The organism is Arthrobacter koreensis (assembly GCF_009193255.1).
Lineage (GTDB): Bacteria > Actinomycetota > Actinomycetes > Actinomycetales > Micrococcaceae > Arthrobacter_B > Arthrobacter_B koreensis.
The window spans coordinates 817,389-843,527 of the sequence record NZ_WACG01000001.1 but is presented as its reverse complement, the minus strand read 5'-3'; the positions used below and the strand labels follow the sequence as shown (position 1 = coordinate 843,527).

Sequence of the window (26,139 nt, the reverse complement as noted above, 5' to 3'; positions counted from 1 at the left end):
CCTCCAAGCCGCCTGTCTGCACGCCGGCCGGCACGTAGAAAGGCCGGACACCTCCCTGGGGACGTGTCCGGCCTTTCCTTCGTCGGTGGTGCGCTTATCCGCGCCGCTCTAGTGCTGTGAGCGGCGGCCGCGGGCCGAGATCAGCAGGGCCAGCGGGATGAGCAGCAGAGCCACCGGGATCAGGACCGCCAGGATGGCGGGCGAGGTGAGGATCTCACCCGGCGTCATGGCCGAGGTGCGTTCCATCATGGTTCCGGCGCCGGCGGAGATTTGACCGTTGCCGTCAGCGAGGGTCACGGTGCCGTCGGCGAGCTTGCCGTTGCCTTCTGCGAGGTCCGCCGCGCCGGTCTTCAGCGTGGTGGTTCCTTCCTTCAGCGTCTGAGCGCCGTCGTTCAGCTTGACCATGCCTTCGTTCAGCGAATCCGAGCCGGAGAGCAGCCGGCCGGAGCCGTCTGCCAGCTTGGCGTTGCCCTCGGAGAGCGTGTATGCGCCAGCTTCAAGGGTGCCGAGGCCGCTGGTCAGGGTTCCCGCGCCGTTGGCGAGCTTCGCGTTGCCTTCGGAGAGGGTGTAGGCGCCGTTTTCGAGGGTGATGAGGCCCTGGTTCAGGTTCTGGGCACCTGCGGAGAGCGTTCCGGCTCCGGCGTAGAGCTGTTCGACGCCCGCTGCTGCGCTGTTTGCTCCGGCCGCGAGGGCGGGGGCTTTGGTGTTGAGCTCGCTTAGACCTCCGGATACAGCATCGGAGCCATATACAAGCCCGCCCTGATAAACAGTGGTTCCGAACTTCGTCGGATGGGAGGGGGCGGCAGGGTTGCCTTTGAGGCCGAGGTCGATGCCCACTACGAGGCGTTCCAGTCCTTCGAGCTTGTCGGCTGCGACTGCCAGTTTGGCGCCGCTGCCTGCCGGAACGAATCCAAGGGCTTCCAATGGCGCCAGTGCTGCCCCTGCATCGCGGAGGTCTTGGGCTCCCGCGGAGGTTCCGCTCGTCGAGTACGGCGTTAGGTCCGCGGAGATCTTCTGGTAGGGGGTGAGCCCTTCGGCATCCGGCTGGAGGTTGATCGCGGCATAGACGTCGTTCACACCTTTGCTCAGCGCCTGCGCCCCCGGGGCCAGCTGCCCGATGCCGGCAACGGCCGCGTCCGCACCGGCGGCGAGTTCCTTGGAGCCCCCTACCAGGGGCTCCATCTTCGTGTAGAGCTCGTTGGCGCCGGTGGCCAAGGCGGACGAACCTTCCCGGGCGGTGGTCGCGCCGGTGGCCAGCTTGTTGGCGCCCTCGGAAGCGGAGTAGGCGCCGTTGGCCAGCGTGGAGGCTCCGGTGTAGGCATTCGTGGCACCGGCGGCGAGCTTGCTGGCGCCCTCAGAGGCGGCAGCGGCGCCGTCGTTCAGGGTGGCAGCGCCGTCATTCAGGGACGTGGCGCCGGTCTTGGCGGTCCCGATGCCCTGGGCGAGGGTCTGGGCACCGCTGTCCACTTTTTCACTGCCGGCGGCGACTTTGTCTGCGCCCTCCGCGGCTGCAGCAGCGCCTTCCTTCAGGTCTCCGGCACCGGCGGATGCCCGCTCGGCCCCTTCGGAGAGCTGGGAGGCGCCGTTGGCTACCTGGTTGGTGAAGAGGACGAAGAACGCCAGCAGCAAGACCAGGAACACGGCCAAAAGACCGGTCAGAATGGTGTGCGGCCGGTTAGTGGACCGGCCGGACGTGGAACTCGTCATTGAATATCCCTTTTCTGATTCAACTTCGGTCTTGAGACCGCTTCAACGGCGGGAGTACGCCTGTGGGCTCCGCCTTCGTGGTGCGCTGCCGGGTAGTTCCCCCGTGTCATGGAGTGTCACGAACGGTGGTTACCGGACAGTAGGAATGTGATGTCGGTTACATCTAACTTACTGATTGGTAACAAAGCAAGGGTTTTTCAAAATTAGTTACCCGCGGGTAGGTTGCGGCCCTGTCGCGCATATGATCCGGCAATTTACGGCGTGTCGAGGCCCCCGTATCCCCAGGCATCGACAAGGCTGGGGCGCACAGGCCGGTGCTGCCCTGGCGGCACCGGCCGGCCAATGACTGTGCTGGGTGAGATTGGGAGAACAGATGAGCTGGCTGGACCGAGACCGCATAATTGCCCCGCCCGGATTCAACCGATGGCTCATTCCTCCTGCCGCACTCGCCGTTCACCTCTGCATCGGACAGGCGTACGCGACGAGCGTCTATAAGACAGCCCTGGTGGAGTACTTCGACGCGAGCCTCACCCAGATTGGCGTGATTTTCTCCATCGCCATCGTGATGCTCGGTCTTTCGGCCGCGGTCATGGGCACCTGGGTGGACCGCAACGGTCCGCGCAAGGCCATGTTCGTCTCGGCGCTTTTCTGGTCCGGTGGTTTTATGGTCGGCGCCGCGGGCATCTTCACCGGACAGCTGTGGCTGGTGTACGTGGGCTACGGATTCCTGGGCGGTATTGGACTTGGCATCGGCTACATCTCGCCGGTGTCCACGCTGATCAAATGGTTCCCGGACCGTCCAGGCCTGGCAACAGGCATGGCGATCATGGGATTTGGCGGCGGCGCCCTTATCGCCAGCCCGCTTTCCTCGGCCCTGCTGGCCTTCTATGATCCGGACTCAGGGAACCCCGGCTGGGTGGCCAGCGGCGACGCCGTCGGCAAGCTGTTCCTGACCCTCGGAATCGTGTACCTCGTCTATATGCTCTACGGGGCATGGACTATCCGCGTGCCCGCGGATGACTGGAAGCCCAAGGGATTCGATCCGGCCACCGTCGCCAGGAAACCTCTGGTCACCAACGCCAACGTGTCGGCGTCCAACGCCATCAAGACCCGCCAGTTCTGGCTGGTGTGGATTGTGCTCTTCTGCAACGTGACCGCGGGAATCGGCATCCTGGAACAGGCCGCACCCATGATCCAGGACTTCTTCCGGGAGCCCGACGGCGCCTCCCTGGTCACGGCGGCCGTCGCCGGCGGGTTCGTGGGACTGCTCTCGATCGGCAACATGGGCGGCCGGTTTGTCTGGTCAGCCACCTCGGACCTGATCGGCCGCAAACGCATCTACATGGTCTACCTGGGTGCAGGTGCCGCGTGCTACGTACTGCTGGCCCTGTTCGGCTCCACGTCCACCATCCTGTACGTGCTGCTGGCCTTCATCATCCTCTCCTTCTACGGCGGCGGATTCGCCACCGTCCCGGCCTACCTGCGTGACCTTTTCGGCACGTTCCAGGTCGGTGCAATTCACGGCCGCCTCCTCACCGCTTGGTCTGCTGCGGGCATCGCCGGTCCGTTGATCGTCAACTCTTTCCTGGATGCGCAGGGCACTCCCGGCGAACTCACCGCCCAGGCATACCAGCCGGCGCTGCTGACTATGGTGGGACTGCTGATCGTGGGGTTCATCGCCAACCTGCTGATCAAGCCGGTGGCCACGAAGTACCACGAGCCCGGCAAGGATCATGCGTCCGAAGCGGCGGACGAGAATCCGGCCCGGGACCCCAATGCAAGCGAACCCCTTGAGGAAGGCACGCGATGAGCAACCTGAAACTGACCTTTAGCTGGCTGCTGGTCGGCATTCCCCTCGCCTACGGTGTCTTCCAGACCCTGACCAAGGCGGCAGCGCTCTTCGGATAGCCCCTAAGGTGGCCTCCGGGCCGCCGTGCGCTGCGCTGCGGGGCTGTGTAATCAGCCCAACGGTGCAACGATGAAAGGGCAAATCCATCCACCCGTGCGGGCAGGATCTGCCGGTGCGGAGACAGGAGCATGCCATGAAGGCCCTTCAATACCGCAGCATTGGCCAAGCCCCCGAAGTAGTGGAAATCGACACCCCGGAGCCCGGGCCGGGACAGGTGCGGCTCAAGGTCACGGCCGCCGGAGTGTGCCACTCCGACGAATACATCATGTCCCTCCCTGAAAGCGAGTATGTCTACGGGCTGCCGCTGACCCTCGGCCATGAGGGTGCAGGGATCGTGGACAAGATCGGCGAGGGGGTGAAGTACATCGAGGAGGGCCAGTCAATGGCCGTCTACGGACCGTGGGGATGCGGCCTCTGCTACGAATGCTCCTCCGGCCGGGAAAACTACTGCCGGAACGCGGGCACGTACGGCATCACTCCTCCCGGGCTGGGTGCACCGGGCTCCATGGCGGAATACATGATTGTGGACAGTGCCCGGCACCTCGTGCCGCTGGGGGACCTGGATCCGGTCAGGAATGTTTCCCTCACCGACGCCGGCCTTACTCCGTACCACGGGATTAAGGGATCCCTGGAGAAGCTGCACTCAGGGGCCACGGCGGTTGTGATTGGCGTTGGCGGGCTTGGCCACGTGGCCATCCAGATCCTGCGGGCACTTACCAGCGCCACGGTGGTTGCGCTGGACATCGACGAGGCAAAACTGAACCTGGCCAGCGACGTCGGCGCGCAGTACACCTTCCCGTCCGAGGCCGGCGCCGCGACCATGGTCAGCGATCTGACCAACGGCCTGGGTGTAGACGCCGTCTTCGACTTCGTAGCCAACCAGGCCACCCTGGACCTGGGCCAGGCAATGGTGCGCCACCAGGGCGACCATGTGCTCCTGGGCGCCGGCGCCGGAAACCTGAAGATGGGGCTGGTCTCCGGAGCGGCGTGGGACGTCTCCGTGCGCTCACCGTACTGGGGTTCGCGCTCCGAGCTGTTCGAAGTCCTGGACCTCGCCCGGAGCGGAAACATCCGGGTGCACACCGAGGTCTTCTCGCTCGATGATGCACCGTCTGCGTACGAGAAGCTGAAGAACAACCAGCTGCTGGGCCGCGCCGTCATCGTCCCGTAACCGGCTGCCGCGGGAAGGCTAACCGCCGCCCAGCAGTCCGCCGTCGAGCGTCAGCACCTGGCCCGTGATCCACGCCGCGTCGTCGGAAGCCAGGAACGCTGCTCCCGCCGCGACGTCCTCCGGGGTGCCCAGCCGTTCAAGCGGATAGGCGGCCGCAGCCTTCTCCTCACGCCCCTCATAGAGGGCCTGGGAGAAGCGCGTCCGGACGACGGCGGGTGCCAGCGCATTCACGCGCACCGCCGGTGCCAGCTCGACGGCGAGGGACCGGGTGAGGTGCTCCAATGCGGCCTTGCTGATGCCATAGAACGCGATCCCCCTCGCCGCAGTCCGCGCGCTCACCGAGGAGAGGTTCACCACCGACGCTCCGCCGCCGAGAAATCCGGCGGCCGGATGGCGGCAGGCTGCCTGCACCCAGGCCAGGGTGGTAAGCAGGTTCGTCTCCAGGATCTTCCGCGCCGCGTCCAGATCCAGGTCCAGCAGCGGACCGTAGACGGGGTTGGTCCCGGCACAGTTCACGAGGATGTCGAGGCCTCCCAGCCCGTCGGCCGCCGCGTCCAGCACGCCCCGCTGGTGCAGCGGATCCGACGCGTTGCCGGAGACGGCCAGCACCGTTCCCTCCGGGAATCCCGCAGCTGCTTCGCCAAGCGCAGCCGCGTCCCTGCCGGTGATCAGCACGCGGGCACCTTCGTCCACAAGACGGTGCGCTATGGCCAGCCCAATACCGCGGCTGGACGCGGTGACTACTGCCCTCCTCCCCGCCAGGCGGCCAGGACCGCCTGCTGCCGGTGCCGGATAGGTACTCACGGGCATCCCCTTCGCTGTTCGCCGTCCGGACTCGGCTGCCGGAGGGCCTGAGTCTGCGCCGGCCTCCGGGAGGTGTCAAGGCTCGTCCAGGTTCCACCGCAGCACTCGGCAAAAGTGCCGGGCAGCACGAACCATTGACCTTTATGAGGAGCCGTCATTAGGGTGTGAAACAATCGCCGTTTGGTTTTTCGGAAACTATTCAGGCCCGGGGTCCAGAATTTCTGGAATGTATCCGTAAACGGAACCGGGCCCGGAAGAAATGCCCGCAGAGAGGTGACTAATGCCGCTGTACGCGTACCGGTGCATGGACTGCTCGGTCTTTGAGGTCCAGTCACCCATGGGCAGCGTCCGGGATGCGGAACCATGCCCGGACTGCGGGGCCCCGGCACCACGGAGATTCACCGCCCCTAACCTGTCACGCGCGTCCTCCAGCGCCTATCAACTCATCGAGAGTACGGCCCGCAGCGCGTCTGTTCCTGCCGTGGTTTCCTCCCCGGGCGGGCGGCTCCCGTCTTCCGGGATTACCCGGAATCCGCTCCACCGGAAGCTTCCCCGCCCCGATTAAAGAATGTCCACAAGGAGGAATGGTGCCAAAAAACCTGTTTCCACTCGACTCGGCCAGAAAATTCGAAGACCAGGAAAAGCTGGGACATAACCGGTGGCACCCGGAGATCCCTCCGGTCGCCGTGGTAAAACCGGGCGAATCCTTCCGGGTGGACTGCCGGGAATGGTTTGACGGCGCGATTGTCAACGATGATTCCGCCGAGGACATCCTCAACGCCCCGCTGCTGACCGTGCACAAGCTCAGCGGACCCTTCGCAGTGGAGGGCGCCAAACCCGGTGACCTGCTGATAGTGGACATCCTGGACGTGGGGCCTATTCCGCAGGAGGATTCAGGCCCGCTGGCGGGACAGGGCTGGGGCTACACCGGCATTTTCGCCAAGGAAAACGGCGGCGGCTTCCTCACGGACCAGTTCCCGGACGCCTATAAGGCTATTTGGGACTTCAACGGCCAGACGGCCACCTCGCGCCACGTCCCCGGCGTCTCCTTTACCGGGCTGATCCACCCCGGCCTGATGGGAACGGCGCCGTCCGCGGCGCTGCTGGCCAAGTGGAACAAGCGCGAGGGGGACCTCATCGCCACGGACCCGCACCGGGTGCCGCCGCTGGCCCTGCCGCCGGAAGCCGAACATGCCGTTCTCGGCGGGCTGCCGCGGGAGGACTGGGCACGCGTGGGCGGCGAAGCGGCGCGCACCGCGCCCCCGCGGGAGAACGGCGGCAACCAGGACATCAAGAACCTCTCCAAGGGCTCGAGGATCTTCTATCCGGTGTTTGTGGACGGCGCCAATCTCTCCGTGGGGGACCTGCACTTCTCCCAGGGAGACGGTGAGATAACCTTCTGCGGTGCCATCGAGATGGGCGGCTTTATCGACCTGCGCGTGGACATCATCAAGGACGGCATGGACACGTACGGAGTGCAGCAGAACGCCATTTTCATGCCCGGCAACGTGGACCCGCAGTTCAGCGAATGGATCGCGTTCTCCGGAACGTCGGTGACGCTCGACGGCGAGCAGCGCTACCTCGACTCGCACCTGTCCTACCAGCGGGCCTGCCTGCACGCGATCGATTACCTGACCAAGTTCGGCTACAGCCCGGAACAGGCGTACCTGCTGCTGGGTGCCGCGCCGATCGAGGGCAGGCTCTCCGGCGTCGTCGACATTCCCAACTCCTGCTCCACCGTCTACATTCCGACGTCGATCTTCGACTTCGACGTGCGGCCCTCGGCATCCGGACCCTTCCAGATAGACCCCGGAATCGGAGCACCGCGCGACTCAAGCCGCTAAAACGGCCAGCCGCGCACGTCTGCCCCGGGCACGGTTCCGGGGCAGGCGCTCCGCTCAGCGGTACTTGCGGTGCAGGTTCTCCTTGGGTTCGCCGTCGGACGCCGTGGGGGAGATCCACGGGCCGGTTCCCTCCGACTGGTCCAGCACGCCCTTCTCCAGCCAGGTGTACCGGCCGTCCAGGACCTTCTTTGAAAGCCTGTGGTCCTCGGCATCCGAGTTGCTCCACAGCTCGGCAAAGAGGGCATCCACCCGCACCCGCGACTGGGCGCAGAAAGCGTCGGCCAGCTCGTACGCTCCGGCGCCTTCGGAGGCATCCCGCCGCCGGATGGTTTCTGCCTTCATGCAGGACGCGGACATGGCGAACAGCTCCGCGCCGATGTCCACGATCCGGCCCAGGAACGCCTGGTGGTGCTCAAGCCCGGCCTGCCAGCGGGCCATGCCGTAGAAGGTGGAGCGTGCCAGCTTCCGGGAAGCGCGCTCGGCGTAGCGCAGGTGCTTGGCCAGTGGCCCGAACTCGGCGTACGACGTCGGGACGTTGCCGCTGCCCACCGCAAGGGTGGGCAGCCACTTACCGTAGAAGCCGCTGGCCTTCGCGCCGGCCCTCACCTTGCTGGACAGCGGTGCGTCGGCCACCGCGAGGTCCCCGGCAGCCTTGAGGTGCGAATCCACGGCTTCGCGGGCGATGAGCAGGTGCATGATTTCCGTGGACCCCTCGAAGACCCGGTTGATCCGCAGGTCCCGCAGCTGCTGCTCCGCGGCGACCGCCCGCTCCCCGCGGGCAGCCAGCGATGCAGCAGTCTCGAACCCGCGCCCGCCGCGGACCTGGACCAGCTCATCGGCAATGTCGTAGGCCATTTCGCTCGCCCACAGCTTGGCCAGTGCAGCCTCGATCCGGATGTCCTTGGTTCCGGCGTCGGCCATCTCCGCGGAGAGTTCAAAGACGGACTCCAGGGCGAAGGTGGTGGCCGCGATGAACGCCAGCTTCTTTCCCACCGCCTCGTGCCGGCCGATCGGGCGGCCCCACTGTTCACGGGCGTTCGACCACCCCCTGGCGATCTTCAGCGACCACTTGCCGCCGGCTGCGCACATGGCCGGAATTGAAAGCCGCCCGGTGTTCAGGGTGGTCAATGCGATCTTGAGGCCCTGGCCTTCGCTGCCCACCCGGTTTGCCGCCGGAACCCGGACGCCCTGCAGCCGGGTCACGCCGTTCTCGATGCCCCGCAGGCCCATGAAGTTATTACGGTTCTCGACGCTGATCCCCGGCGAATCCATCTCCACGATGAATGCACTGATCCCGCCCTTCTGGCCGTCGTGCGGAGGAACAGCGGCCATCACCACCACCAGTTCGGCGATGACGCCGTTGGTGGTCCAGAGCTTCACGCCGTCCAGTACGTATTCGCTGCCGTCTTCAGTGGGAACGGCCGTGGTGCGCATGCGGGCCGGGTCCGATCCGACATCCGGTTCGGTGAGGAGGAAGGCCGTGATTGCCCCGGCGGCGCAGCGCGGCAGGTACTCCCGTCGCTGCTCTTCACTGCCGAAGACCTTCACGGGCTCAGGGACGCCGATCGAGAGGTCTGCCGAGACGAGGGCGCCCAGGCTGGGATGGACCGTACCCAGGATCATCAGGGCTCGGCCGTAGTAGAGCAGGGAGAGTCCCAGGCCACCGTATTCCTGCGGAATCTTCAGGCCGAAGACTCCCAGCTCGGCCAGGCCCGCCAGATACTCGTCCGGGATCACCCCGGTGCGCTCGATCAGCTGGCCGTCCATGGTGGCGCAATACTCCGTCAGGTCCGCCAGGAACTTCTCCGAACGGGCTGTTTCGCCGGGCGACGGCGCGGGATGCGGGCGGATGAGGGAAAGATCGAAGTCGCCCAGGTAGATGCCCTTGGCGAAGCTGGGCCGCTGCTCGTCGGTGATACGGGACGCCTCTGCGACGTCGCGGGCGTCCTTTTCGCTGACCTTGCGTTCCCGGAGCCGGCGGACCGAATCATCCTCGCCGGTGTTTTGGGCATCCTGCAGATTAGTTGAACTCATGGTTTTCCCCTAGTTCTGAACTGATCAGGGCCGCTCCCCATGCAGCCTCCGCTGGCTGTGCCAGCCATGCTACGCGTTCCTACTGGCCGGTAAAGGGGTAGCCGGAGAACCGGTGCCGGCCAGTAGGCAATCCACGACACCGCCCTTTTGCAGGTGCCGGGACGGCGGCCATGTAGGGTACCGGGCATGGCATGGATGGAAACCGAACGCGAGGCCATGGTCCGCACTTTGCACGCCGCTGACCCGCACGCACCCACGCTCTGCGACGGCTGGAACGTGAGCAGGCTGCTCGCTCACCTGATAGTGCGGGAGGAACGGCCGTGGGCGATGGCAGGGGATGTGGTCCGGAGGGACAAACCGGGGCAGGAGCACAGCCTGGACCCGCTGGTGGCCCAGGCCGCGACGGAAACCGGTTACCGGCAGCTCGTTGACCGGTTCGCCGCCGGCAGCCGGGGTTTCTCGCCAATGCGGTGGGGCGGCGACACCGCCAACCTCCTCGAGTTTTTCGTGCACCACGAAGACATCCGCCGCGGAACCGGTCATGCGGAACCCCGGGAACTGCCGGAGGGCGAGCTGCGCGAACTGCGCCGCAGGCTGCCGCTGATGGCCCGCCTGGGGTACCGGCGCAGCCCCGTGGGGGTGGTGCTGCAGGTTCCCGGCGGAGAGCAGGTCACGGTGCGCAAAGGCGAGCCGGCAGTGACCATCACCGGCCCGGTGACCGAGCTGGCGCTGCATGCCATGGGAAGGCGAACGGCCGCGCAGGTGCGGATTTCCGGCGCGCCCGGGTGCGTGGCGCGATTCGAGGACTATGCCGGGGCCTGAGGGCGGCCGAGCTTGACAGCCACCCCCCTGCTTCGGTTTGGATAGTAAGTACACTGAGGAAATCGGAAACCAGCCACAGCTAACTCAGGGGGAACCGAGGTATGCAGAACGAGGGGGATTGGGAAGCGGTCCGGCTGCTGTCTACGGCAGCCCGGATGCTGCGCCGGGAGATGGATAACCGGCTGCGGGCCATGGGGCTGACCCAGGAGCGGGTCACGGCTCTGAAGGTCCTGCGGGACTTTGGGCCGATGCGCCGGGCGGAACTGGCACGCAGGCTCCGGGTGACCGCGCAGACACTGGGTACCACCCTGGTGAGCATGCGCTCGCAGGGGCTCGTCTACGAAGTGGGCGACGGCGCCGAGGCGCCCAAGCGTGCAGTGCACATTTCCGAGTACGGCCGCGAAGCGCTGGGAGAGGCAATCAGCCTGGAAGACCAGAGCCTTACGGCTGAACTCCGGCCGGCACTGCGCCAGGAGCTCATCTCACTAATCTCCGAGCTGGAGGGACAGCGCCAGTACGGAGCCGCAGGGTCCGCCGGTGCCTAGGCGCCGGCTCAGTTCGGGCGCTGGGCTCGCGGTAACGTGGATGCCATGAGTGAAGGTATTCGCGTAGCTGCAGCAGATGACATCGATGAGGGCGAAGCCATCACGGTTGACTCCACCACCACCGGAACAGCGGACGACATAGCTGTCTTCCACAGCGACGACGGCGGGTTCTACGCCCTCAATGACACCTGCACGCATGAGGAAGCATCCCTGGCTGAAGGGTGGATCGAAGACGGCGAGGTTGAGTGCCCGGTCCACTCGGCGCGCTTCTGCCTCAAGACCGGTGAGGCCCTGTGCCTTCCCGCCACTGTGAATGCCGTTGCCCACCGCGTGGAGGTCGTGGACGGGGACGTGATCCTCTACCCGGGCGTCGCCCCCGCCGGGTCCTAGGGGATGTCCCAGCCCCGCTCCGCAGCCATCATCGGGGCCGGTCCGGCGGGCTTCAGTGCTGCCGCCGAACTACGCCGGCGCGGTTTCCCCGGACGCATCCAGCTCCTCGATCCGGACGGCCTGCCCTATGACCGTCCGCCGCTCAGCAAGGCCTACCTGGCCGGCGGATCCGCCACCGCCCTGGCCGAGGATTCCTGGTACCAAGCCAATGCCGTGGAAGTGGTATCCGGGACGGCCGTGCAGCTGCACCCGGATTCCGGAACCGTAGTATTGGCCGGCGGGGAGGAGATCCAGGCCGACGCTGTGCTGCTGGCCACCGGCGGCACCGCACGGACGTTGCCCGTCCCCGGCGCGGAATTCCTCCATGCCCTGCGGACGCGCGCAGATGCCGATGCCCTCCGCGGCCGTCTGGGTGCCGGAAAACGCCTCGCCATCATAGGGGCCGGACTCATCGGAGCTGAAGTCGCGGCCACGGCCGCCGCGGCCGGCACCGCCGTCGTACTCATTGACCCTGTGCCCGTACCGCTGGTTCCGGCCATGGGGCCGGAAGCTGCCGCTTACCTCCATTCACTTCATGCCCGGAACGGGGTTGAAACCCTTACCGCCCTGCCTGTGGACGTAGTGCCCGACGGCGCCGGGCTGGCTGTGCTGCTGGAAGACGGATCCGCGGTGGCCGCGGATACCGTGCTGGCCGCGGTGGGAATGGTCCCGGACACTGCGCTCGCTGAAGCTGCAGGTCTGGAGGTTGATGACGGAATTGTGGTGGACTCCGCCGGGCGCACCAGCCATCCCCGTGCTTACGCAGCGGGCGACGCCGTCCGCCTCCGGAGCGGCGGACACCTCGAGCGGCGAGCGGAGCACTGGGACGCAGCCGTGCGGTCCGGGCAGGCTGCCGCGGCCGGAATCCTGGGGCAGGAACCCCCGGAAGCCGCCGTGCCGTGGTTCTGGACCGACCGTTATGGCATTCATGCCGAGGCAGTGGGATCGATGACCCGGAGCGGTTCCAGTGTGGAGCGCGGACTTCCCGGCCCGGGGTACATGGTGTTCCGCGTCTCTGAGGATGGAACGCTCGCCGGCGCAGCCGGAATAGACGCCGGGAACTCCATGCGTGCCGCGCGGCGGCTGATTGCGCTGGGCAAGCCTGTGGACGCTGCCGCGTTGGCTGATCCCAAGGTTGACCTGCGCCGGCTGCTGCGTCCCCGGCCCTGAGTGTGACCCATTAGGACACATCTGTTTTGCGTATTTAGCTGACGAATAGGTTAGCCTTACCTTGCCGGACAAAAAACGCCGGCATCCCCGTCCACATTGCACTATCAAGGAGCCCACAAATGGCCCTGTCCCGCATGCGCAGCCTTGCGGCCGTCGCAGCCGTTGCCGCGCTGTCCCTTTCCGCCTGCTCCACCGGGTCCACCTCGGATGCGGGCAGCGCAAGCTCTGCCGGCTCCAGCGACCAGTTCCCCGTCACGATCCAGCACGCGTTCGGTGAAACCACCATCGATGAGGTGCCGGAGCGAGTCGCCACTGTTTCCTGGGTGAACACCGACACCGCGCTGGCCCTGGGCGTAGTCCCCGTGGGCATGCCGGAATACGAGTGGGGCGGCAACGAGAACGGCACCACCCCGTGGATTGACGACGCACTTGAAGAGCTGGGGGCACCCATCGGATCGGAGAACGCTCCGGTCCAGTACTCCGAGACTGACGGCATCAACTTCGATGCCATCGCTGCCACCACCCCCGACGTCATCCTTGCCGCCTACTCAGGCATTACCGAGGAAGAATATGACAAGCTCAGCGCCATCGCTCCGGTGGTCGCCTACCCGGAGACTCCGTACTACACCTCCTGGCAGGATTCCGCCGAGATGATCGGCGAAGCCCTGGGCAAGAGCGACGAAGCAGCGAAGCTGGTGGAGGAAACCGAGCAGGCCATCACGGATAAGGCCGCCGAATACCCCGAACTGGCAGGAACCAGCTTCATCTACGGCAACCTGGACACCACGGCTGGTGCAGACCAGATTTCGATCTACACCTCCGGGGACAACCGGCCCAAGTTCCTGAAGGAACTCGGCATGGTCCAGGCTCCGCTGGTGGACGAGAACGCTCCCTCCGACGCGTTCTACCTGACCTGGTCTCCCGAGCGCGCCAATGAGCTCGAAGCCGACCTCTTTGTCAGCTGGGTGGCGGACGACGCCGCCAAGGAAGCCATTGTGTCCGATCCGCTGCTGAGCCAGATTCCGGCCGTCAAGAACGGCGGACTGGTTGCGGACTCGGACAACACCCTCACGCTGTCCATCTCCGCCGCAAACGTGCTGAGCATCCCCTACGCGCTGGACAACTTCGTTCCGATGCTGGGCGAGGCCGCCGCGCAGGTCAAGTAACACCGTTCCGCGCACAGGTGCCCCTCCGGTTCGTCCGGAGGGGCACTTTTGCGTCCGGGATCACAGAATTGGACAGGCCCCCCGGGACGTTTGCCATGATCGGCCCATGCAGGAATTCCTCGACACCCTGGACCCGCTGCGGCCACTGATCGCTGTTCTTCTAGCCGTCACTGCCGCATTAATTGCCGCCCGTGTTGTGCACGGATCCGCTGCCCGGATTTTCCGGAAGGTCCCGCACATCCGCGAAGTCACCGCCCTGGGGCGGAACCCGCTGCGGCTGGTACTCGCGCTGATCGGCACCCGGATTGCCCTCGGAGCCACGGCCCGCGGGGAGTCCTGGTACGGCACCCTGGACTACGTGCTGGTCATTGGGCTGATCGCTGCCATCGGCTGGCTCGCCGTCGTCGCACTGCTGATCGTCGAAGCCGTCATCCTCACGAAGTACAGCACCGACACCAAGGACAACCGGCGGCTGCGGCGCCTGAAGACGCAGGTCATCCTGGGCCGCCGGGTCGCCGTCGCGCTGATCATCACCGTGGCCGTAGCCTGCGTGCTGCTGACCATCGAGGAAGTCCGTGCCCTGGGCGCAGGCCTGCTGGCCTCCGCCGGCCTGCTCTCGATCGTGGCCGGCCTTGCGGTGCAAAGCACCCTCGGAAACGTTTTTGCCGGCCTGCAGCTCGCCTTCACCGATGCCATCCGCGTGGATGACGTGGTGGTGGTGGAGGGCCAGTGGGGCACCATCGAAGAAATCACCATGACCTACGTGGTGGTGCATATCTGGGATGACCGGCGGTTGATCCTGCCCTCCACCTATTTCACCTCCACCCCCTTCGAGAACTGGACCCGCAAGCAGTCCGCGATCCTCGGCACCGTTGAACTGGACCTGGACTGGGAGTCTCCGGTGGCGGCAATGCGCGATGAGTTGAAGCGCATCCTGGCCGGCACGGATCTCTGGGACGGACGCACCGGCGTCCTCCAGATCACCGATGCCATCCAGGGCCTCATTCGGGTCCGCATCCTCGTTTCAGCTCCGGACTCGGGCACCCTGTTCGACCTGCGCTGCCTGGTCCGGGAGTCAATGGTTTCCTTCCTGCAGGATGAGCACCCGGCGGCCCTGCCGCGGCAGCGCTTCGAGCAGCTGCGCCAGCCGGCCGTGGACGCGGTGCCCCCGCGCCTGCAGCCGCAGCGCCGCGGCGGAGGCGAAGATACCAGCACGTCGCAGCTGTTCACCGGCAGCATCGATGCGGTGGAACGCAACCGCAGTTTTGCCGGTCCCGGCCGCGACGCCTGGGAAGACCGGGATGACCATACGGACCGCTAGGTGTTGACAACCCGGGGGGCCTTAGGGCTGGAATGATACCCACGGCGCAGCCAGCGAAGCCGGAAAGGCTGTGCGAACCACCCTGAGAAGGAGCCAGCGGCCATGGTTGACCAGTACGTGATCCACGAATTGCAGGGCTCGAATGTGTGGGCGAAGGACGGCGAACGGCTGGGGCTGGTGGGCAACGTCCATCTGGACCGGGCCACGGGACAGCCGGCCTGGATCACGGTGGCGTTGGGGCTCTTTGAAGGCCGGCAGTATTTCGTGCCGCTGCAGGGCTCCCGCCGGGACGACGATGACCTGTACGTGAACTATTCCCGCAAGGCGATCGAGGATTCCCCGGACGTGGACCACGACGGCGCGCTTACTCCGGAGGAGGAAGCGCAGCTGGAGGACTATTACAAGGCCTGGTGAGCCCGGCGGGGCTGCTTGGACATAAGTCTACTTAGCAATACCATGGGTAACCCGGACTCGAGCATGCCAGGAGGGGCCCCATGGCTCAGCAGGACAAATCTGACCAGTCGGGCGAAGGTTCGCTCGGAACGGCGTCGAAGCCGGACACCCCGGCGGAAGTCACCAAGCCCAGCTGGATGTATATCTTCAAGAAAACAGCGCGGGAATTCTCCAAGGACCAGTGCACCGACCTGGCTGCGTCCCTGACCTACTACACGGTGCTCGCGCTGTTCCCAGCGCTACTGGCCCTGGTTTCCATTCTGGGCCTTGTGGGGCAGGCGGAGAGCACTACCAGCACCCTGATGGAGTACGTCCGCTCCTTCGCGCCGGCCGAAGCCGTCACGGTGCTAGAGGGGCCGATCGAGCAGCTCACTTCCTCCTCCGCAGCGGGTCTGGCGCTGTTCGTTGGTCTCGCGGGCGCCCTCTGGTCCGCCTCCGGCTACACCGGCGCGTTCGGGCGGGCGATGAACCGGATCTACGAAGTCGAAGAGGGCCGGCCCATCTGGAAGCTGCGCCCCATCCAGCTGCTGGTCACCCTCATCCTGATCCTCCTCGTGGCCTGCCTGCTGATTATGCTGGTGGTCAGCGGGCCGATCGCCGAAAGCATCGGCAACTGGATCGGCATGGGCGGGCAGGCCCTGACCGTGTGGAACATCGCCAAGTGGCCGGTGATGGTCATTTTCGCCGTCATCCTGATTGCCGTGCTGTACTACGCCACACCCAACGTGAAGCAGCCCAAGTTCCGCTGGATGAGCATGGGTGCCTTCCTGGCACTGGTGGTCATGGCCGTTGCCACGCTCGGGTTCGCCTTCTATGTCAGCCGGTTCGGCAGCTACAACGCCACCTACGGTGCAATCGGTGGTGTCATCGTGCTGCTGCTGTGGCTGTGGCTGGTGAATATATCCCTGCTCTTTGGCGCCGAGTTCGACGCCGAGGTGGAACGCGGCCGGGAACTGCAGGCCGGGATCCAGGCCGAGCATTCGATTCAGCTGCCTCCGCGGGACACCCGCCAGATCGAGAAGCGCGCGGAACAAGAAGAAAAGGACGTCCAGCAGGGCCGGGAACTGCGCCAGCAGCACGCGGGCAAGGACTACGACGACGACCTGTAGGCGGTTTCCCGGCCCGCTCCAGCGGGCCGGGAACCAGGCCGCAGGTGCTAGGCGGAAAGGTTCTTCGCTTCGGCGCGGGACTGTGCGAACCACAGCAGCAGCACCACCGCGGCACCGATAAGGGCGGCGGCGAGCGGCATCATCCACGCATCATCGGGCGGCAGCAGGGCACTGTCTTCCTGCCAGGGCCACAGCGCCCGGATGGAACCCAGGATCAGGCCGGTCGCCACCAGCAGGACGGCACGGCGGTGGACCCGCAGCAGGTAACCCAGCAGGCGGACAAAGGACCCCAGGCCGATGACCGCTCCGGCGGCGAAGAAGGCAAGGTATCCCAGGTCCCGGTTGCTCACGGCTTCCAGCGTCGGCTCGTACATGCCAAAGGTCAGCAGCAGGAAGGACCCGGACAGGCCGGGAAGCGCCAACGCACAGACTGCTATCGCACCGCTGAGGACCAGGACCCACCACGAGTGGTTCTCAATCTGCAGGGCGGGGATCCCGAGCAGCGCGAACGCGGCGGCAGCTGTCACGAGCACCACCGCGGGACCAGCCAGCCTGCCCGCCGCCGTCGCCGGTCCGGCCGGCGCGGCGTCACGGGCCATGCTGATCGGAACAACCAGGCTGGCCGCCACCATGCCGAAGAACAATCCGCTGGCGATCTTCGGCTGGCCCTCCACGAAGGCATGCAGCGGTCCGGACAGGAAGATCAGGGCAAGGAACATTCCGGCAGCCAGCGGGAGGAGCAGGTTCCATTCCACCCCGGACGCCCTGCGGACGGCGCCGGCCCGGTCCCGCCGGAGCACCAGGTGCACTGCGCCGCTGATGAAGTGGTTTGCCGAGGCGATCAGCCGATCGAAAACGCCAAGGACCAGTGCAACGGTGCCGCCGGAGACTCCGGGGACAAGTTCCACCAGGCCAATGAGGGCGCCGCGGCCGGCGTGGGTGACGCCGGAACGGACGGGCCGCGCGGGTTTGGACGGCGTGGGCAGCGGCGAGGGGTGTGAAGAAACCATTCGGTCCACGCTACTAGACGTCCCGGAGGCACCGGGAACTCCCGGCCCGCTGCAGCAGGCCGGGAGGCCGGATCAGCGGCCGGGACCCAGCAGCGGCGATGCCGGTACGCCGGCCTGCTCGCTCAGTCCGTCCAGCACATCCTGGAACGCCCGCAGGGACGTGCGGGTCGGCTGCCAGCCAAGAACCTCACGGGCACGGGTGGTGTCCATCAGCGGTGCTCCCGCAGCCATGTCGATCCATCCCGGATCGGTGGCCTGCAGATGTGCGGCCCAGGTGAGGCCCACAATGGCACGGATGACACGCACGGGAACGTTAATGATCCTGCGAGCTCCCAGCATGCCGGCCAGCAGCTCGGGCGTGACGACGGGATCGGAGGCAATGTTGAAGGCACCCTCCGCCCGCTGGTCCACGACGCGCCAGTACGCGTCCGCCATGTCATCCGCGTGGACCACCTGGAAGGAGAACTCGGCGGGCAGCGGGATGATCGGCAGGCTGAGCTTGTTCAGGATGGACCGGGGAACCAGCGGGCCCAGGAAGTACCGGCCAATTTCACTGCCGGCGTCGGACTGGAAAATCAGTCCCGGACGCAGCCGTGCCACCCGGATCTCCGGATAGCGCCGCTCGAATTCGTCCAGCAGTTCTTCCTGCTCACCCTTGTGCCGGCTGTAGTGGGAAGTGGCGATGCCGCGGGCCGGCCAGGACTCGTCCGTAAGCCTGTCCTTCGGGGCAGGGGAGTAGGCGCCCACGGAGGACGCGCAGACAACCTGCCGCACTCCGGCCTCCGCAGCAGCGGCGAGCATGTTCTGCGTACCGCGCACGTTAATCCGGTGCAGCTCCGCCTCATCACGGTTCGGCTGAATGGCCCAGACCAGGTGGATCACGGCGTCCACGCCGCGCAGCACCTCAGTCAGCTCTTCGGTTCCCGCCCGTGACGCTACGTCGATGCTGTGCCACTGCACTGACTCGTAGGGGCCGGTGCGCTGCTCCGGAATCCGGCGGGCGACGCCGATGATCTCCAGGCCATCGGGACGTTCGGCCCGCGCTGCCTGCAGTCTGCGCAGGACGGCGGTCCCAACGTTTCCGGTTGCTCCAAGGACGGCTACACGCATCAAGAAAGTCCCTTCGATCTTCGAACCCGCGGTTCCGCTGCGGCAGTGCTGTTGGTTCCCGACTCTACAGCTCAACCGGCCCGGCCGGCAGGGCGATAGGCTGGAGGCCAGAGCAGGCAAGCGGTGAGGAAAGGCGGAGCGACCATGGCGAACGCAGCGGACCAGGCAGCATCGGAGTACAGCACCAAGGGGGCCTATGTGTCCGGCGGGCAGGAGTACACCCGCGACACCAACTACATCGAAACCCGCATCACCCGAGACGGCCGTGATGGCTACCCCGTAGAAGCGGGCCGGTACCGGTTGATCGCGGCCCGCGCGTGCCCTTGGGCCAACCGCACCATCATCGTGCGCCGGCTGCTGGGCCTGGAGGATGCGATCTCCTTGGGCATGCCCGGCCCCACGCACGACTCCCGCAGCTGGACCTTCGACCTGGACCCGGACGGCAAGGACCCGGTACTGGGCATCGAACGGCTGCAGGAAGCCTTCTTCCGCCGCACCCCCGGCTACAGCCGCGGTATCACCGTTCCCGCCGTCGTCGATATACCCACCGGCGCCGTGGTGACGAACAACTTCCCGCAGATCACCGAGGACTTCAGCAGCGAGTGGGTCGATTTCCACCGCGACGGAGCTCCGGACCTGTGGCCGGCCGAACATCTGGAGGAAATGCGCGAGGTCAACAAGCGCGTCTTCACCGAGGTGAACAACGGTGTGTACCGCTGCGGTTTCGCCGGATCGCAGGAAGCGTACGACGCCGCTTATGACCGCCTCTGGACGGCAATGGACTGGCTGGAAGACCGGCTGGCCACGCAGCGGTACCTGATTGGTGACACCATCACCGAGGCTGACGTGCGGCTGTTCACCACCCTGGTTCGGTTCGACGCCGTCTACCACGGCCATTTCAAGTGCAACCGGAACAAGCTCAGCGAGATGCCGAACCTGTGGGGCTACGCCCGGGACCTGTTCCAGACTCCGGGCTTCGGCGACACCGTGGATTTCGTGCAGATCAAGCAGCACTACTACATCGTCCACGAGGACATTAATCCCACGGGGATCGTGCCCAAGGGGCCGGACAACTCGGTCTGGCTGACCGAGCACGGACGGGAGGCGCTGGGCGGCCGTCCGTTCGGTAACGGAACCGCTCCCGGACCGGTCCGTCCCGGCGAGGAAGTTGCCCCCGGCCACGGCGCCGAGTAACTCGCTTTGCTTCACTCCTGAACCCGCGAGAGGCCAGTTACGGCTGTTATGGACGTCCATACGAGCCGTAACTGGCCTCTCGCGTGTCTCGTGGTGAGTAATACGGCACAGAACTGTTTCTTAATCTGACCAGCCGTAGGTTAGCCTTACTTAAGTCCTATACCGCTGGCTTCAGGAGGTGCCGCCGTGTCCTCACCGGCCGTGCTCAGCACCCCCGTCTCCGGTTCCCGGCCCGCACAGCAGAATGGCCGCCGGGTGCCCCCGGTGCTCCTTCTGGCAGTCTCCCTCGGCATCCTGGCCGTGGCCGCATTCGCCTCCGTTGCGCTCGGTGCCAGGCCGCTCTCCCTAGACACCGTCTGGCAGGCCCTCGTCAACGCCGATCCCGCCAACGGTGACCACGCCGTCGTGCTGAGCCGGCTTCCGCGCACCGTCTCCGCGCTGCTCATCGGCGCCGCGCTCGGACTTGCCGGAACCGCGCTGCAGGGCATGACCCGCAACCCCCTCGCAGACCCCGGAATCATGGGCCTTAACGCGGGCGCGGCCTTCGCGGTCGTCACCGCAATCTACGTTTTCGGCGTTACGTCCTTTACCGGCTATGTGTGGTTCGCCCTCGCAGGCACAGCCCTCGCCGCACTGGTGGTTTACGCCGTCGCGTCCCTGGGCAGGGAAGGGGCCACCCCGGTGAAGCTGGCACTGGCCGGCGCGGCCCTCACCGCCGGACTAACCAGCCTGCTCTCCGCCGTGCTGGTCTCCAGCCAGCAGACTCTGAACACCTTCCGCTTCTGGCAGGTGGGCACGGTCTCCGGCCGCGGCTGGGACGTCCTGCTTCCGCTGATCCCGTTCCTCGCCGTGGGCGCAGCCATCCTGCTTGCCTCCGGTCGTGCGCTGAACGGCCTGAGCCTGGGCGACGACGTCGCGCGCGGCCTGGGCCAGAACGTCGCCCTTTCCCGCGGCGTCATGGCAGTTGGCGTCGTGCTGCTCTGCGGTGCCGCAACCGCGGCGGCCGGCCCCATCGCGTTCCTCGGCCTGGTCATTCCGCACCTGGTACGCGGCCTGGCCGGGCCGGACTACCGGTGGATCCTGGTGCTCTCGGCGGTGCTGGCGCCCGTACTGCTGCTGGTGGCGGACGTCGTCGGCCGTCTCATCCTGCCCCCTGGCGAAGTGCCGGTTGGCATCATGACCGCCGTCATCGGCGCACCCGTCTTTATTGCGATCATCCGCCGGCGGAAGCTGGCCGAGCTGTGAGCGCCGCACCCCTGATGCAGGAGAACCGGCCTGCCGCCGCAGCCGTACGGGACGTCCGCCGGCGCAGCGGGCGGCGCCGCCGTGCGGTACTTGCTGCGCTTGCAGCCGCAGTGGTGGTGCTCTTCTTCGCCGGCGTGCTGCTCGGCAGCTACACCGTGACCATCCCTGACTTTGTGCGCATCCTGGCGGGGGAGAGGATCCCCGGCGCCTCGTTCATCGTTATGGAGAGCAAGCTGCCGCGTGCCGTGACCGCCGTCCTCATTGGCGCGGCCTTCGGAATCTCCGGACACCTTTTCCAGACCATGCTCCGCAACCCGCTGGCCAGCCCGGACATCATCGGCATCAGCTACGGAGCGAGCGCCGCGGCCGTCACGGCCATGGTCGTCTTTGGTGCCACCGGCGCCGGAGTCTCCCTCGCTGCCCTCGCCGGGGCCTGCGTGATCGCCGTGTCCCTGCACCTGCTCAGCCGGCGCGGCGGGGCGTCCGGTGCACGCCTTGTCCTCATGGGTATCGGCTTCGCGGCCGTGCTCCAGGCCGTGGTGAACTTCCTGCTCACCCGCACGGATGTCCGCACGGCAGCCGAGTCGCTCGTGTGGCTGACCGGGTCCCTCAACTCCGCGTCCTGGGAGCGTGCCGGCATCGTTGCCGCCGCACTGGTGGTGCTGATCCCCGCCGCCGTCCTGCTGGGCCGGCGCCTGCGCGTGCTGGAACTGGGGGACGATTTCGCTGCCGGACTGGGCCTGCCCGTGGAAGGAACCCGCGCCGGCCTGCTGTTCACCGGCGTCGCACTCGCTGCCGTGGCGACCGCAGCGGCGGGGCCCGTGGCCTTTGTGGCGTTCCTGGCCGGCCCGATTTCCCGCCAGCTGATTGGCGGGCGTGCCTCGCTGGCTGCGGCCGCCCTCACCGGTGCCCTCATCCTGCTGGCCGCCGACTTCGTGGCCGGCAACCTGCTTCCGGGTGCCCTGCCCGTCGGCGTTGTGACGGGCGCCTTGGGCGCGCCGTTCCTGCTGTGGCTGCTCGTCAGCTCCAACCGCGTAGGCCGAGGAGGCTAAAGCATGCAGAACAAGCTCGAGGCACGGGACCTGGTGCTCTCCTACGCAGACCGGACGGTGGTAGACGGCCTTACCGTTGAGCTGCCCGCCGGGAAGATCACCGTGATCGTCGGTGCCAACGCCTGCGGGAAGTCCACTCTCCTGCGTGGCCTGGCGCGCCTGCTGAAGCCTGCCTCCGGCGTGGTGGAACTGAACGGCCGGAACATCAATTCAATGCCCAGCCGCGAAGTAGCCCGCACCCTCGGCCTGCTGCCCCAGACGCCGAACGCGCCGGATGGCATCACCGTCGCGGACCTCGTGGGCCGTGGCCGCTACCCGCACCAGGGCTGGTTCCGCCAGTGGAACGCGGATGACGACGCCGCAGTCGCCGCTGCCCTCGAAGCGACCGGCACGCTGGAGCTCGCTGGACGGGACATCGACGAGCTCTCCGGCGGCCAGCGCCAGCGGGTCTGGATCGCCATGGCACTGGCCCAGCAGACGGACATCCTGCTCCTGGACGAACCCACCACCTTCCTGGACGTCACCCACCAGGTGGAAGTCCTGGACCTGGTTACTGACCTGAACCGGCGCGCGGGCACCACCGTGGTGATAGTCCTGCATGACCTGAACCTGGCGGCCCGCTACGCAGACCACCTCATTGCCATGAAGGGCGGCTGCATCGCCGCCCAGGGTGCTCCGGCCGACGTCGTGACCGAGGAACTGGTCCAGGACGTATTCGGCCTGGAAGCCGCCGTCATCCCCGATCCGGTATCCGGAACGCCCATGGTGGTCCCGGTGGGACGCCACCATTCCCGCCCGGCTCCGGCCGCGAAGAACCCCGCCGTGGGCTACCTGCCCAACCCGCACGATTCCCGCCATGAGCACCACAACCCAATGGAGGCAGCTTCATGACCGCTATCCGCACCACCTCGACGGCAGCGGCTGCTGCCCCGGCACGGCGCCAGGGCGCGAATGCTGCCGTACTGGCCTTCGACGTCGAGGTCCGTAACGTCTTGCGGCTCAGCGCCAACTTCCAGCGCATCACCTTCGGCGGGGAATGCCTGCGCGAATTCGGGGTGCAGGGCTGCACGGACGACCTCCGGATCAAGCTGGTCATTCCGCCGCAGGCCGCTGACGGCACCCGGGCGCCGCTGCCTCCCATCGACTGCGACGACGCCGGGTGGTACCGGAACTGGCTCGCCATGGATGCGCAGGCCCGCGGCTCGATGCGCACGTACACCGTCCGGGCCTCCCGCTGCTCCGCGCCCGAGCCGGAGATCGACGTCGACTTCGTCCTGCACTTCGATGCCGACGGCGAAGGCGGCCCGGCTTCCACCTGGGCGGCCGCGGCAAAGCCCGGGGACCGTGTGACGGTCATCGGCCCCAACGCAGTGCACTGCGTCACCGCGGAGTCCTACGGTGGCATTGAATGGCGTCCCGGACTGGCCCAGCACGTGCTGCTGGCCGGTGACGAGACCGCGGTGCCGGCGATCGCCTCCATCCTCGAAAACCTTCCGGAGGACTTCACCGGACACGCGCTGCTGGAAGTTCCCGACGCCGCAGACGTCCAGCAGCTCACCACGGCATCCAAGGTGAGCATCAGCTGGCTCCCCCGCAACGGCCGGCCTCACGGCGAAGCGCTGGAAGCCGCGGTACGGGATGCCGTCGCGGTTCCGGGGTACGCCACGGTTGAACGCGCGGAAACGGCTGCTCCTGTTCCGGCCCGCCGGCCGGAACTGGAAGACGTGGACATCGATTCAGTTATACTCTGGGAAACGCCCGCCCGGCTCGACCCCGACGTCGTCAAGGGTTCTCCCAGCCCCAATACGCCTGCCGGCGCGCTGCCGTTCTATGCCTGGATTGCGGGCGAAGCGGCGGTAGTCCGGGGGCTGCGCCGCTACCTGGTCCGGGAAGCCGGAATCGACCGCAAGCAGGTGGCCTTCATGGGCTACTGGCGGCAGGGACGGGCCGAAGCTTCCTAAATTTCCGCTTCCCGCCTGGTGTGAATTGGCGCTGCCGGCCGGGCAGTAGGCCCCGCCACGCGCCCCTGTTTGTTTAGACACAAAAGCTCCACTGTCAAGACGGGCTTCGTTAAGCTGGAGGAAATCACTTCCACTTTTCCGTGGCTCTCGCACGCCCTCAAGAGGCACCGCAGTACCGACAGAACTGTTGTCTATCCACAGTGGAGTATGCGTGACCCCCAAACTGAACGAGACCGCCCGGAACCTGGCTGACGCTTTCCGACGGTATATCACCGAAACCGCGTCCCGGTACCGTACCCCCGGCCGGCATGCCGGGCCGGAAGGCGACCGTCAGCATCTTTTCGATTCCGCCGGGCTGCAGCAGGCCCTGCGGCGTGCCCGGACATACAGCACACCCGCACGCAAGACGGCAGCGCTTGGAACCGGCGCTTCCCTGCTGCTCAGCGGGATGGTCTTCGGCGTGGCCGAAGCCGCAACCCTTGAAGCACCCGAAACGGTTTCCGAACGGCAGCTGGTCAACATCCGTCAGCTTGACGAGGAACCGCCCGCAGAGGCTCCCGTCGAGGACGGCGCCGGCTCAACCGCCCCGGTCCAGGATGGCGCCGGCACTACCGCCCCCGTTGCCGAAGAGCCACCGGCCAAGCCTTCCGTTCCGGTGGACGGAATGGTGATCACCTCACCGTTCGGGTGGCGGATCAACCCGATGACCGGATCCGGCCAGGAGTGGCACACCGGCACCGATTTCCGCGGAGTCACGGGCACCGAGGTCCGCTCAGCCCGAGCAGGCACGGTCACGGAAGCCGGCTGGCACACCACCGGCGGCGGTGGGCTCAGGGTGGTGGTGGACCACGGGAACGGAACCCAGACCACCTACAACCATCTCAACGACATCCGGGTTGAACCCGGACAGCCCGTCGGGGAAGGCCAGGCAGTCGGCGGAGTTGGCAGCACCGGAAACTCCACCGGTCCCCACCTGCACTTCGAAGTGCTCATCAACGGTGAATACATCGATCCCATGACCTGGCTCTAGGTCACAACAGACAGCCCCCGGCATGAGCCGGGGGCTGTCCTTCTTATGTCTTCGGGAGCTTAGGGCTCCGGATTGGTGAGGATCGCCGGGTCTTTCTTTCCGTGGGGCATGCGGATCCGCAGGGCGCTCGGATCAACCCGCAGCGACAGGCGCGTTGCGCTGCCCAGGTGGTCTCCGTCCATCTCGAAGTCCTGCGGGGAGTCCGCCCAGATATCGGCGCTGCGGCACTGGAAGTACTCAACGGCCGTACCCCGGCCCTTGCCGCGGCGCAGCAGCCCGGCCACCACGGAGAGCCAGCCGAGCCGGCCCTTCGGCGCCATGGTCATGATGTCCAGGAGGCCGTCATCGATCTTGGCACCGGGGAAGACTTCCAGGCCGCCGACGATCTTGCCGCAATTGCCGCCCATGACGCTGCGGAGCCGCCGGGAGAACGGTTTGCCGCCGTCAATCGAGATCATGGTCTTCACCGGCTTGCCGGGGAGGTTGCGGATACCGGCATCCACGTAGGCCAGCCATCCCACGCGGTCCTTGAGCGCAGTATTGGTGTCCCCCATCATCACGGCGTCGTAGCCGAGCCCGGCCATGACCAGGAAGATTTCGCTGTCCACGGCCTCGTCCACCTTGACGTGGACCACGTCAATGCGCCGTTCGGTCCCTGCCAGAGCCGTGCGGATGGCACCCTCCGGGTCATCAACCGGCACGTCCAGGTTCCGGGCCAGCAGGTTGCCGGTCCCGAGCGGCAGCAGTCCCAGGGGAGTGTCCGTGTCGGCCAGCTCAGCGGCGACGCAGCGTACGGTGCCGTCGCCCCCCGCGGCGATGACGACGTCGGCACCTTCTTCCAGCGCCTGCTTCGCCATGCCGTGGCCGGGGTCATCCGCCTCAGTTTCCAGCCACAGCGGCGCAGCCCACCCTTCACCGGCGCAGACCTGCTCCACCAGTGCGCGGATGTCCACGTCTGTCTTCTTGGTGGGGTTGATAACGACGGCGGCGCGCCGACCGGGGGAGTGCGCAGCGGATTCTGCCGCGCCCTGCGTCTGGGACTGGCTGGACATG

General features: G+C 66.6%; 25 protein-coding genes. 19 read left to right on the top strand and 6 right to left on the bottom strand.

Going from position 1 to position 26,139, the window contains the following annotated elements:
• Nucleotides 1–108: 108 nt before the first annotated feature.
• Nucleotides 109–1,707, bottom strand: coding sequence for a hypothetical protein (locus GD628_RS03965; RefSeq protein ID WP_152273871.1), 1,599 nt, complete (start codon nucleotides 1,705–1,707; stop codon nucleotides 109–111).
• A 373-nt stretch (nucleotides 1,708–2,080) separates the two neighbouring features.
• On the opposite strand from GD628_RS03965, the gene GD628_RS03960 reads away from it, so the two are divergent.
• The 3 genes from GD628_RS03960 to GD628_RS03955 all read left to right on the top strand — a co-directional run bounded on the left by GD628_RS03960 (nucleotide 2,081) and on the right by GD628_RS03955 (nucleotide 4,787).
• A complete protein-coding gene (locus GD628_RS03960; RefSeq protein WP_091601661.1) occupies nucleotides 2,081–3,517 on the top strand; it encodes an OFA family MFS transporter in 1,437 nt (478 codons plus the stop codon).
• Nucleotides 3,514–3,615 (top strand): MFS transporter small subunit, encoded by a 102-nt coding sequence (locus GD628_RS16975; protein ID WP_193313187.1) that lies wholly within the window; start codon nucleotides 3,514–3,516, stop codon nucleotides 3,613–3,615. Before GD628_RS03960 ends, GD628_RS16975 begins: the two co-directional genes overlap by 4 nt.
• A 134-nt stretch (nucleotides 3,616–3,749) precedes the next feature.
• Nucleotides 3,750–4,787 carry an NAD(P)-dependent alcohol dehydrogenase gene (locus GD628_RS03955; RefSeq protein WP_152273870.1) on the top strand — a complete coding sequence of 346 codons (1,038 nt, stop codon included), beginning with the start codon at nucleotides 3,750–3,752 and terminating at the stop codon, nucleotides 4,785–4,787.
• Between the two features lie 18 nt (nucleotides 4,788–4,805).
• On the opposite strand, the gene GD628_RS03950 is transcribed toward GD628_RS03955, so the two are convergent.
• Nucleotides 4,806–5,591, bottom strand: coding sequence for an SDR family oxidoreductase (locus GD628_RS03950; protein ID WP_420837565.1), 786 nt, complete (start codon nucleotides 5,589–5,591; stop codon nucleotides 4,806–4,808).
• Between the two features lie 280 nt (nucleotides 5,592–5,871).
• Here GD628_RS03950 and GD628_RS03945 point away from each other — a divergent pair, with 280 nt between their 5' ends.
• Both GD628_RS03945 and fmdA read left to right on the top strand, forming a co-directional pair.
• On the top strand, nucleotides 5,872–6,156 hold the full coding sequence (locus GD628_RS03945; RefSeq protein ID WP_152273868.1) for an FmdB family zinc ribbon protein: 285 nt from the start codon (nucleotides 5,872–5,874) through the stop codon (nucleotides 6,154–6,156).
• 22 nt (nucleotides 6,157–6,178) lie between these two features.
• Complete coding sequence (gene fmdA, locus GD628_RS03940; protein ID WP_152273867.1) at nucleotides 6,179–7,435, top strand: formamidase; 1,257 nt, start codon at nucleotides 6,179–6,181, stop codon at nucleotides 7,433–7,435.
• Nucleotides 7,436–7,489: 54 nt separating this feature from the next.
• Here fmdA and GD628_RS03935 read toward each other — a convergent pair whose 3' ends face one another.
• Nucleotides 7,490–9,469, bottom strand: coding sequence for an acyl-CoA dehydrogenase family protein (locus GD628_RS03935; RefSeq protein WP_091601673.1), 1,980 nt, complete (start codon nucleotides 9,467–9,469; stop codon nucleotides 7,490–7,492).
• Between the two features lie 186 nt (nucleotides 9,470–9,655).
• Between GD628_RS03935 and GD628_RS03930 the strand changes: the two genes are divergently transcribed.
• The 8 genes from GD628_RS03930 to GD628_RS03895 all read left to right on the top strand — a co-directional run bounded on the left by GD628_RS03930 (nucleotide 9,656) and on the right by GD628_RS03895 (nucleotide 16,484).
• Entirely contained in the window at nucleotides 9,656–10,291 is a 636-nt protein-coding gene (locus GD628_RS03930) for a TIGR03085 family metal-binding protein (RefSeq protein WP_091601676.1), read from the top strand.
• Nucleotides 10,292–10,392: 101 nt separating this feature from the next.
• Nucleotides 10,393–10,836: a MarR family winged helix-turn-helix transcriptional regulator gene (locus tag GD628_RS03925; RefSeq protein ID WP_091601679.1), complete on the top strand. Its 444-nt coding sequence runs from the start codon at nucleotides 10,393–10,395 to the stop codon at nucleotides 10,834–10,836.
• Between the two features lie 45 nt (nucleotides 10,837–10,881).
• The gene (locus GD628_RS03920) at nucleotides 10,882–11,226 is read left to right on the top strand and encodes a bifunctional 3-phenylpropionate/cinnamic acid dioxygenase ferredoxin subunit (protein WP_091601682.1); all 345 of its coding nucleotides are present in this window, start codon (nucleotides 10,882–10,884) and stop codon (nucleotides 11,224–11,226) included.
• A 3-nt stretch (nucleotides 11,227–11,229) separates the two neighbouring features.
• Nucleotides 11,230–12,435, top strand: coding sequence for an NAD(P)/FAD-dependent oxidoreductase (locus tag GD628_RS03915; RefSeq protein ID WP_152273866.1), 1,206 nt, complete (start codon nucleotides 11,230–11,232; stop codon nucleotides 12,433–12,435).
• A 119-nt stretch (nucleotides 12,436–12,554) separates the two neighbouring features.
• A complete protein-coding gene (locus GD628_RS03910) occupies nucleotides 12,555–13,601 on the top strand; it encodes an iron-siderophore ABC transporter substrate-binding protein (RefSeq protein WP_152273865.1) in 1,047 nt (348 codons plus the stop codon).
• A 106-nt stretch (nucleotides 13,602–13,707) separates the two neighbouring features.
• Nucleotides 13,708–14,922, top strand: coding sequence for a mechanosensitive ion channel family protein (locus GD628_RS03905; protein WP_091601691.1), 1,215 nt, complete (start codon nucleotides 13,708–13,710; stop codon nucleotides 14,920–14,922).
• A gap of 102 nt (nucleotides 14,923–15,024) precedes the next feature.
• Nucleotides 15,025–15,336, top strand: coding sequence for a PRC-barrel domain-containing protein (locus GD628_RS03900; protein WP_091601694.1), 312 nt, complete (start codon nucleotides 15,025–15,027; stop codon nucleotides 15,334–15,336).
• Nucleotides 15,337–15,416: 80 nt separating this feature from the next.
• Nucleotides 15,417–16,484, top strand: coding sequence for a YihY/virulence factor BrkB family protein (locus GD628_RS03895; protein WP_091601698.1), 1,068 nt, complete (start codon nucleotides 15,417–15,419; stop codon nucleotides 16,482–16,484).
• A gap of 47 nt (nucleotides 16,485–16,531) precedes the next feature.
• Here the strand turns inward: GD628_RS03895 and GD628_RS03890 are convergent, their stop codons facing one another.
• Together GD628_RS03890 and GD628_RS03885 are read right to left on the bottom strand one after the other, a co-directional pair.
• Complete coding sequence (locus GD628_RS03890) at nucleotides 16,532–17,494, bottom strand: DUF368 domain-containing protein (RefSeq protein WP_091601701.1); 963 nt, start codon at nucleotides 17,492–17,494, stop codon at nucleotides 16,532–16,534.
• A 72-nt stretch (nucleotides 17,495–17,566) separates the two neighbouring features.
• A complete protein-coding gene (locus GD628_RS03885) occupies nucleotides 17,567–18,604 on the bottom strand; it encodes an NAD-dependent epimerase/dehydratase family protein (RefSeq protein ID WP_152273864.1) in 1,038 nt (345 codons plus the stop codon).
• Nucleotides 18,605–18,748: 144 nt separating this feature from the next.
• Here GD628_RS03885 and GD628_RS03880 point away from each other — a divergent pair, with 144 nt between their 5' ends.
• The 6 genes from GD628_RS03880 to GD628_RS16615 all read left to right on the top strand — a co-directional run bounded on the left by GD628_RS03880 (nucleotide 18,749) and on the right by GD628_RS16615 (nucleotide 25,086).
• Nucleotides 18,749–19,798, top strand: coding sequence for a glutathione S-transferase family protein (locus tag GD628_RS03880; protein WP_152273863.1), 1,050 nt, complete (start codon nucleotides 18,749–18,751; stop codon nucleotides 19,796–19,798).
• Between the two features lie 273 nt (nucleotides 19,799–20,071).
• Nucleotides 20,072–21,043, top strand: a complete 972-nt coding sequence (locus GD628_RS03875) for a FecCD family ABC transporter permease (RefSeq protein ID WP_091602203.1) — start codon at nucleotides 20,072–20,074, stop codon at nucleotides 21,041–21,043.
• Between the two features lie 14 nt (nucleotides 21,044–21,057).
• Nucleotides 21,058–22,095, top strand: coding sequence for a FecCD family ABC transporter permease (locus tag GD628_RS03870; protein WP_152274222.1), 1,038 nt, complete (start codon nucleotides 21,058–21,060; stop codon nucleotides 22,093–22,095).
• A 3-nt stretch (nucleotides 22,096–22,098) separates the two neighbouring features.
• Nucleotides 22,099–22,986, top strand: a complete 888-nt coding sequence (locus GD628_RS03865) for an ABC transporter ATP-binding protein (RefSeq protein ID WP_091601710.1) — start codon at nucleotides 22,099–22,101, stop codon at nucleotides 22,984–22,986.
• Nucleotides 22,983–24,056, top strand: a complete 1,074-nt coding sequence (locus GD628_RS03860) for a siderophore-interacting protein (RefSeq protein WP_091601713.1) — start codon at nucleotides 22,983–22,985, stop codon at nucleotides 24,054–24,056. The genes GD628_RS03865 and GD628_RS03860 overlap by 4 nt, the downstream gene beginning before the upstream one ends.
• A 211-nt stretch (nucleotides 24,057–24,267) precedes the next feature.
• Nucleotides 24,268–25,086, top strand: a complete 819-nt coding sequence (locus GD628_RS16615) for a M23 family metallopeptidase (protein WP_226802324.1) — start codon at nucleotides 24,268–24,270, stop codon at nucleotides 25,084–25,086.
• A gap of 59 nt (nucleotides 25,087–25,145) precedes the next feature.
• Here GD628_RS16615 and GD628_RS03850 read toward each other — a convergent pair whose 3' ends face one another.
• Nucleotides 25,146–26,138, bottom strand: a complete 993-nt coding sequence (locus GD628_RS03850; protein ID WP_152273862.1) for a diacylglycerol/lipid kinase family protein — start codon at nucleotides 26,136–26,138, stop codon at nucleotides 25,146–25,148.
• Between the last annotated feature and the right edge of the window lies 1 nt (nucleotide 26,139).

Bases quoted from the DNA above. Each gene is read 5' to 3' on its own strand.
- GD628_RS03885 (WP_152273864.1), bottom strand. From the start codon at position 18,604: ATGCGTGTAGCCGTCCTTGGAGCAACCGGAAACGTTGGGACCGCCGTC.
- GD628_RS03925 (WP_091601679.1), top strand. From the start codon at position 10,393: ATGCAGAACGAGGGGGATTGGGAAGCGGTCCGGCTGCTGTCTACGGCA.
- GD628_RS03905 (WP_091601691.1), top strand. From the start codon at position 13,708: ATGCAGGAATTCCTCGACACCCTGGACCCGCTGCGGCCACTGATCGCT.
- GD628_RS03915 (WP_152273866.1), top strand. From the start codon at position 11,230: ATGTCCCAGCCCCGCTCCGCAGCCATCATCGGGGCCGGTCCGGCGGGC.
- GD628_RS03880 (WP_152273863.1), top strand. From the start codon at position 18,749: ATGGCGAACGCAGCGGACCAGGCAGCATCGGAGTACAGCACCAAGGGG.
- GD628_RS16975 (WP_193313187.1), top strand. From the start codon at position 3,514: ATGAGCAACCTGAAACTGACCTTTAGCTGGCTGCTGGTCGGCATTCCC.
- GD628_RS03865 (WP_091601710.1), top strand. From the start codon at position 22,099: ATGCAGAACAAGCTCGAGGCACGGGACCTGGTGCTCTCCTACGCAGAC.
- GD628_RS03870 (WP_152274222.1), top strand. From the start codon at position 21,058: ATGCAGGAGAACCGGCCTGCCGCCGCAGCCGTACGGGACGTCCGCCGG.
- GD628_RS03930 (WP_091601676.1), top strand. From the start codon at position 9,656: ATGGCATGGATGGAAACCGAACGCGAGGCCATGGTCCGCACTTTGCAC.
- GD628_RS03910 (WP_152273865.1), top strand. From the start codon at position 12,555: ATGGCCCTGTCCCGCATGCGCAGCCTTGCGGCCGTCGCAGCCGTTGCC.
- GD628_RS03860 (WP_091601713.1), top strand. From the start codon at position 22,983: ATGACCGCTATCCGCACCACCTCGACGGCAGCGGCTGCTGCCCCGGCA.
- GD628_RS03935 (WP_091601673.1), bottom strand. From the start codon at position 9,469: ATGAGTTCAACTAATCTGCAGGATGCCCAAAACACCGGCGAGGATGAT.
- GD628_RS03920 (WP_091601682.1), top strand. From the start codon at position 10,882: ATGAGTGAAGGTATTCGCGTAGCTGCAGCAGATGACATCGATGAGGGC.
- GD628_RS03960 (WP_091601661.1), top strand. From the start codon at position 2,081: ATGAGCTGGCTGGACCGAGACCGCATAATTGCCCCGCCCGGATTCAAC.
- GD628_RS03895 (WP_091601698.1), top strand. From the start codon at position 15,417: ATGGCTCAGCAGGACAAATCTGACCAGTCGGGCGAAGGTTCGCTCGGA.
- GD628_RS03890 (WP_091601701.1), bottom strand. From the start codon at position 17,494: ATGGTTTCTTCACACCCCTCGCCGCTGCCCACGCCGTCCAAACCCGCG.
- GD628_RS03850 (WP_152273862.1), bottom strand. From the start codon at position 26,138: ATGTCCAGCCAGTCCCAGACGCAGGGCGCGGCAGAATCCGCTGCGCAC.
- GD628_RS03900 (WP_091601694.1), top strand. From the start codon at position 15,025: ATGGTTGACCAGTACGTGATCCACGAATTGCAGGGCTCGAATGTGTGG.
- GD628_RS03955 (WP_152273870.1), top strand. From the start codon at position 3,750: ATGAAGGCCCTTCAATACCGCAGCATTGGCCAAGCCCCCGAAGTAGTG.
- GD628_RS03945 (WP_152273868.1), top strand. From the start codon at position 5,872: ATGCCGCTGTACGCGTACCGGTGCATGGACTGCTCGGTCTTTGAGGTC.
- GD628_RS03965 (WP_152273871.1), bottom strand. From the start codon at position 1,707: ATGACGAGTTCCACGTCCGGCCGGTCCACTAACCGGCCGCACACCATT.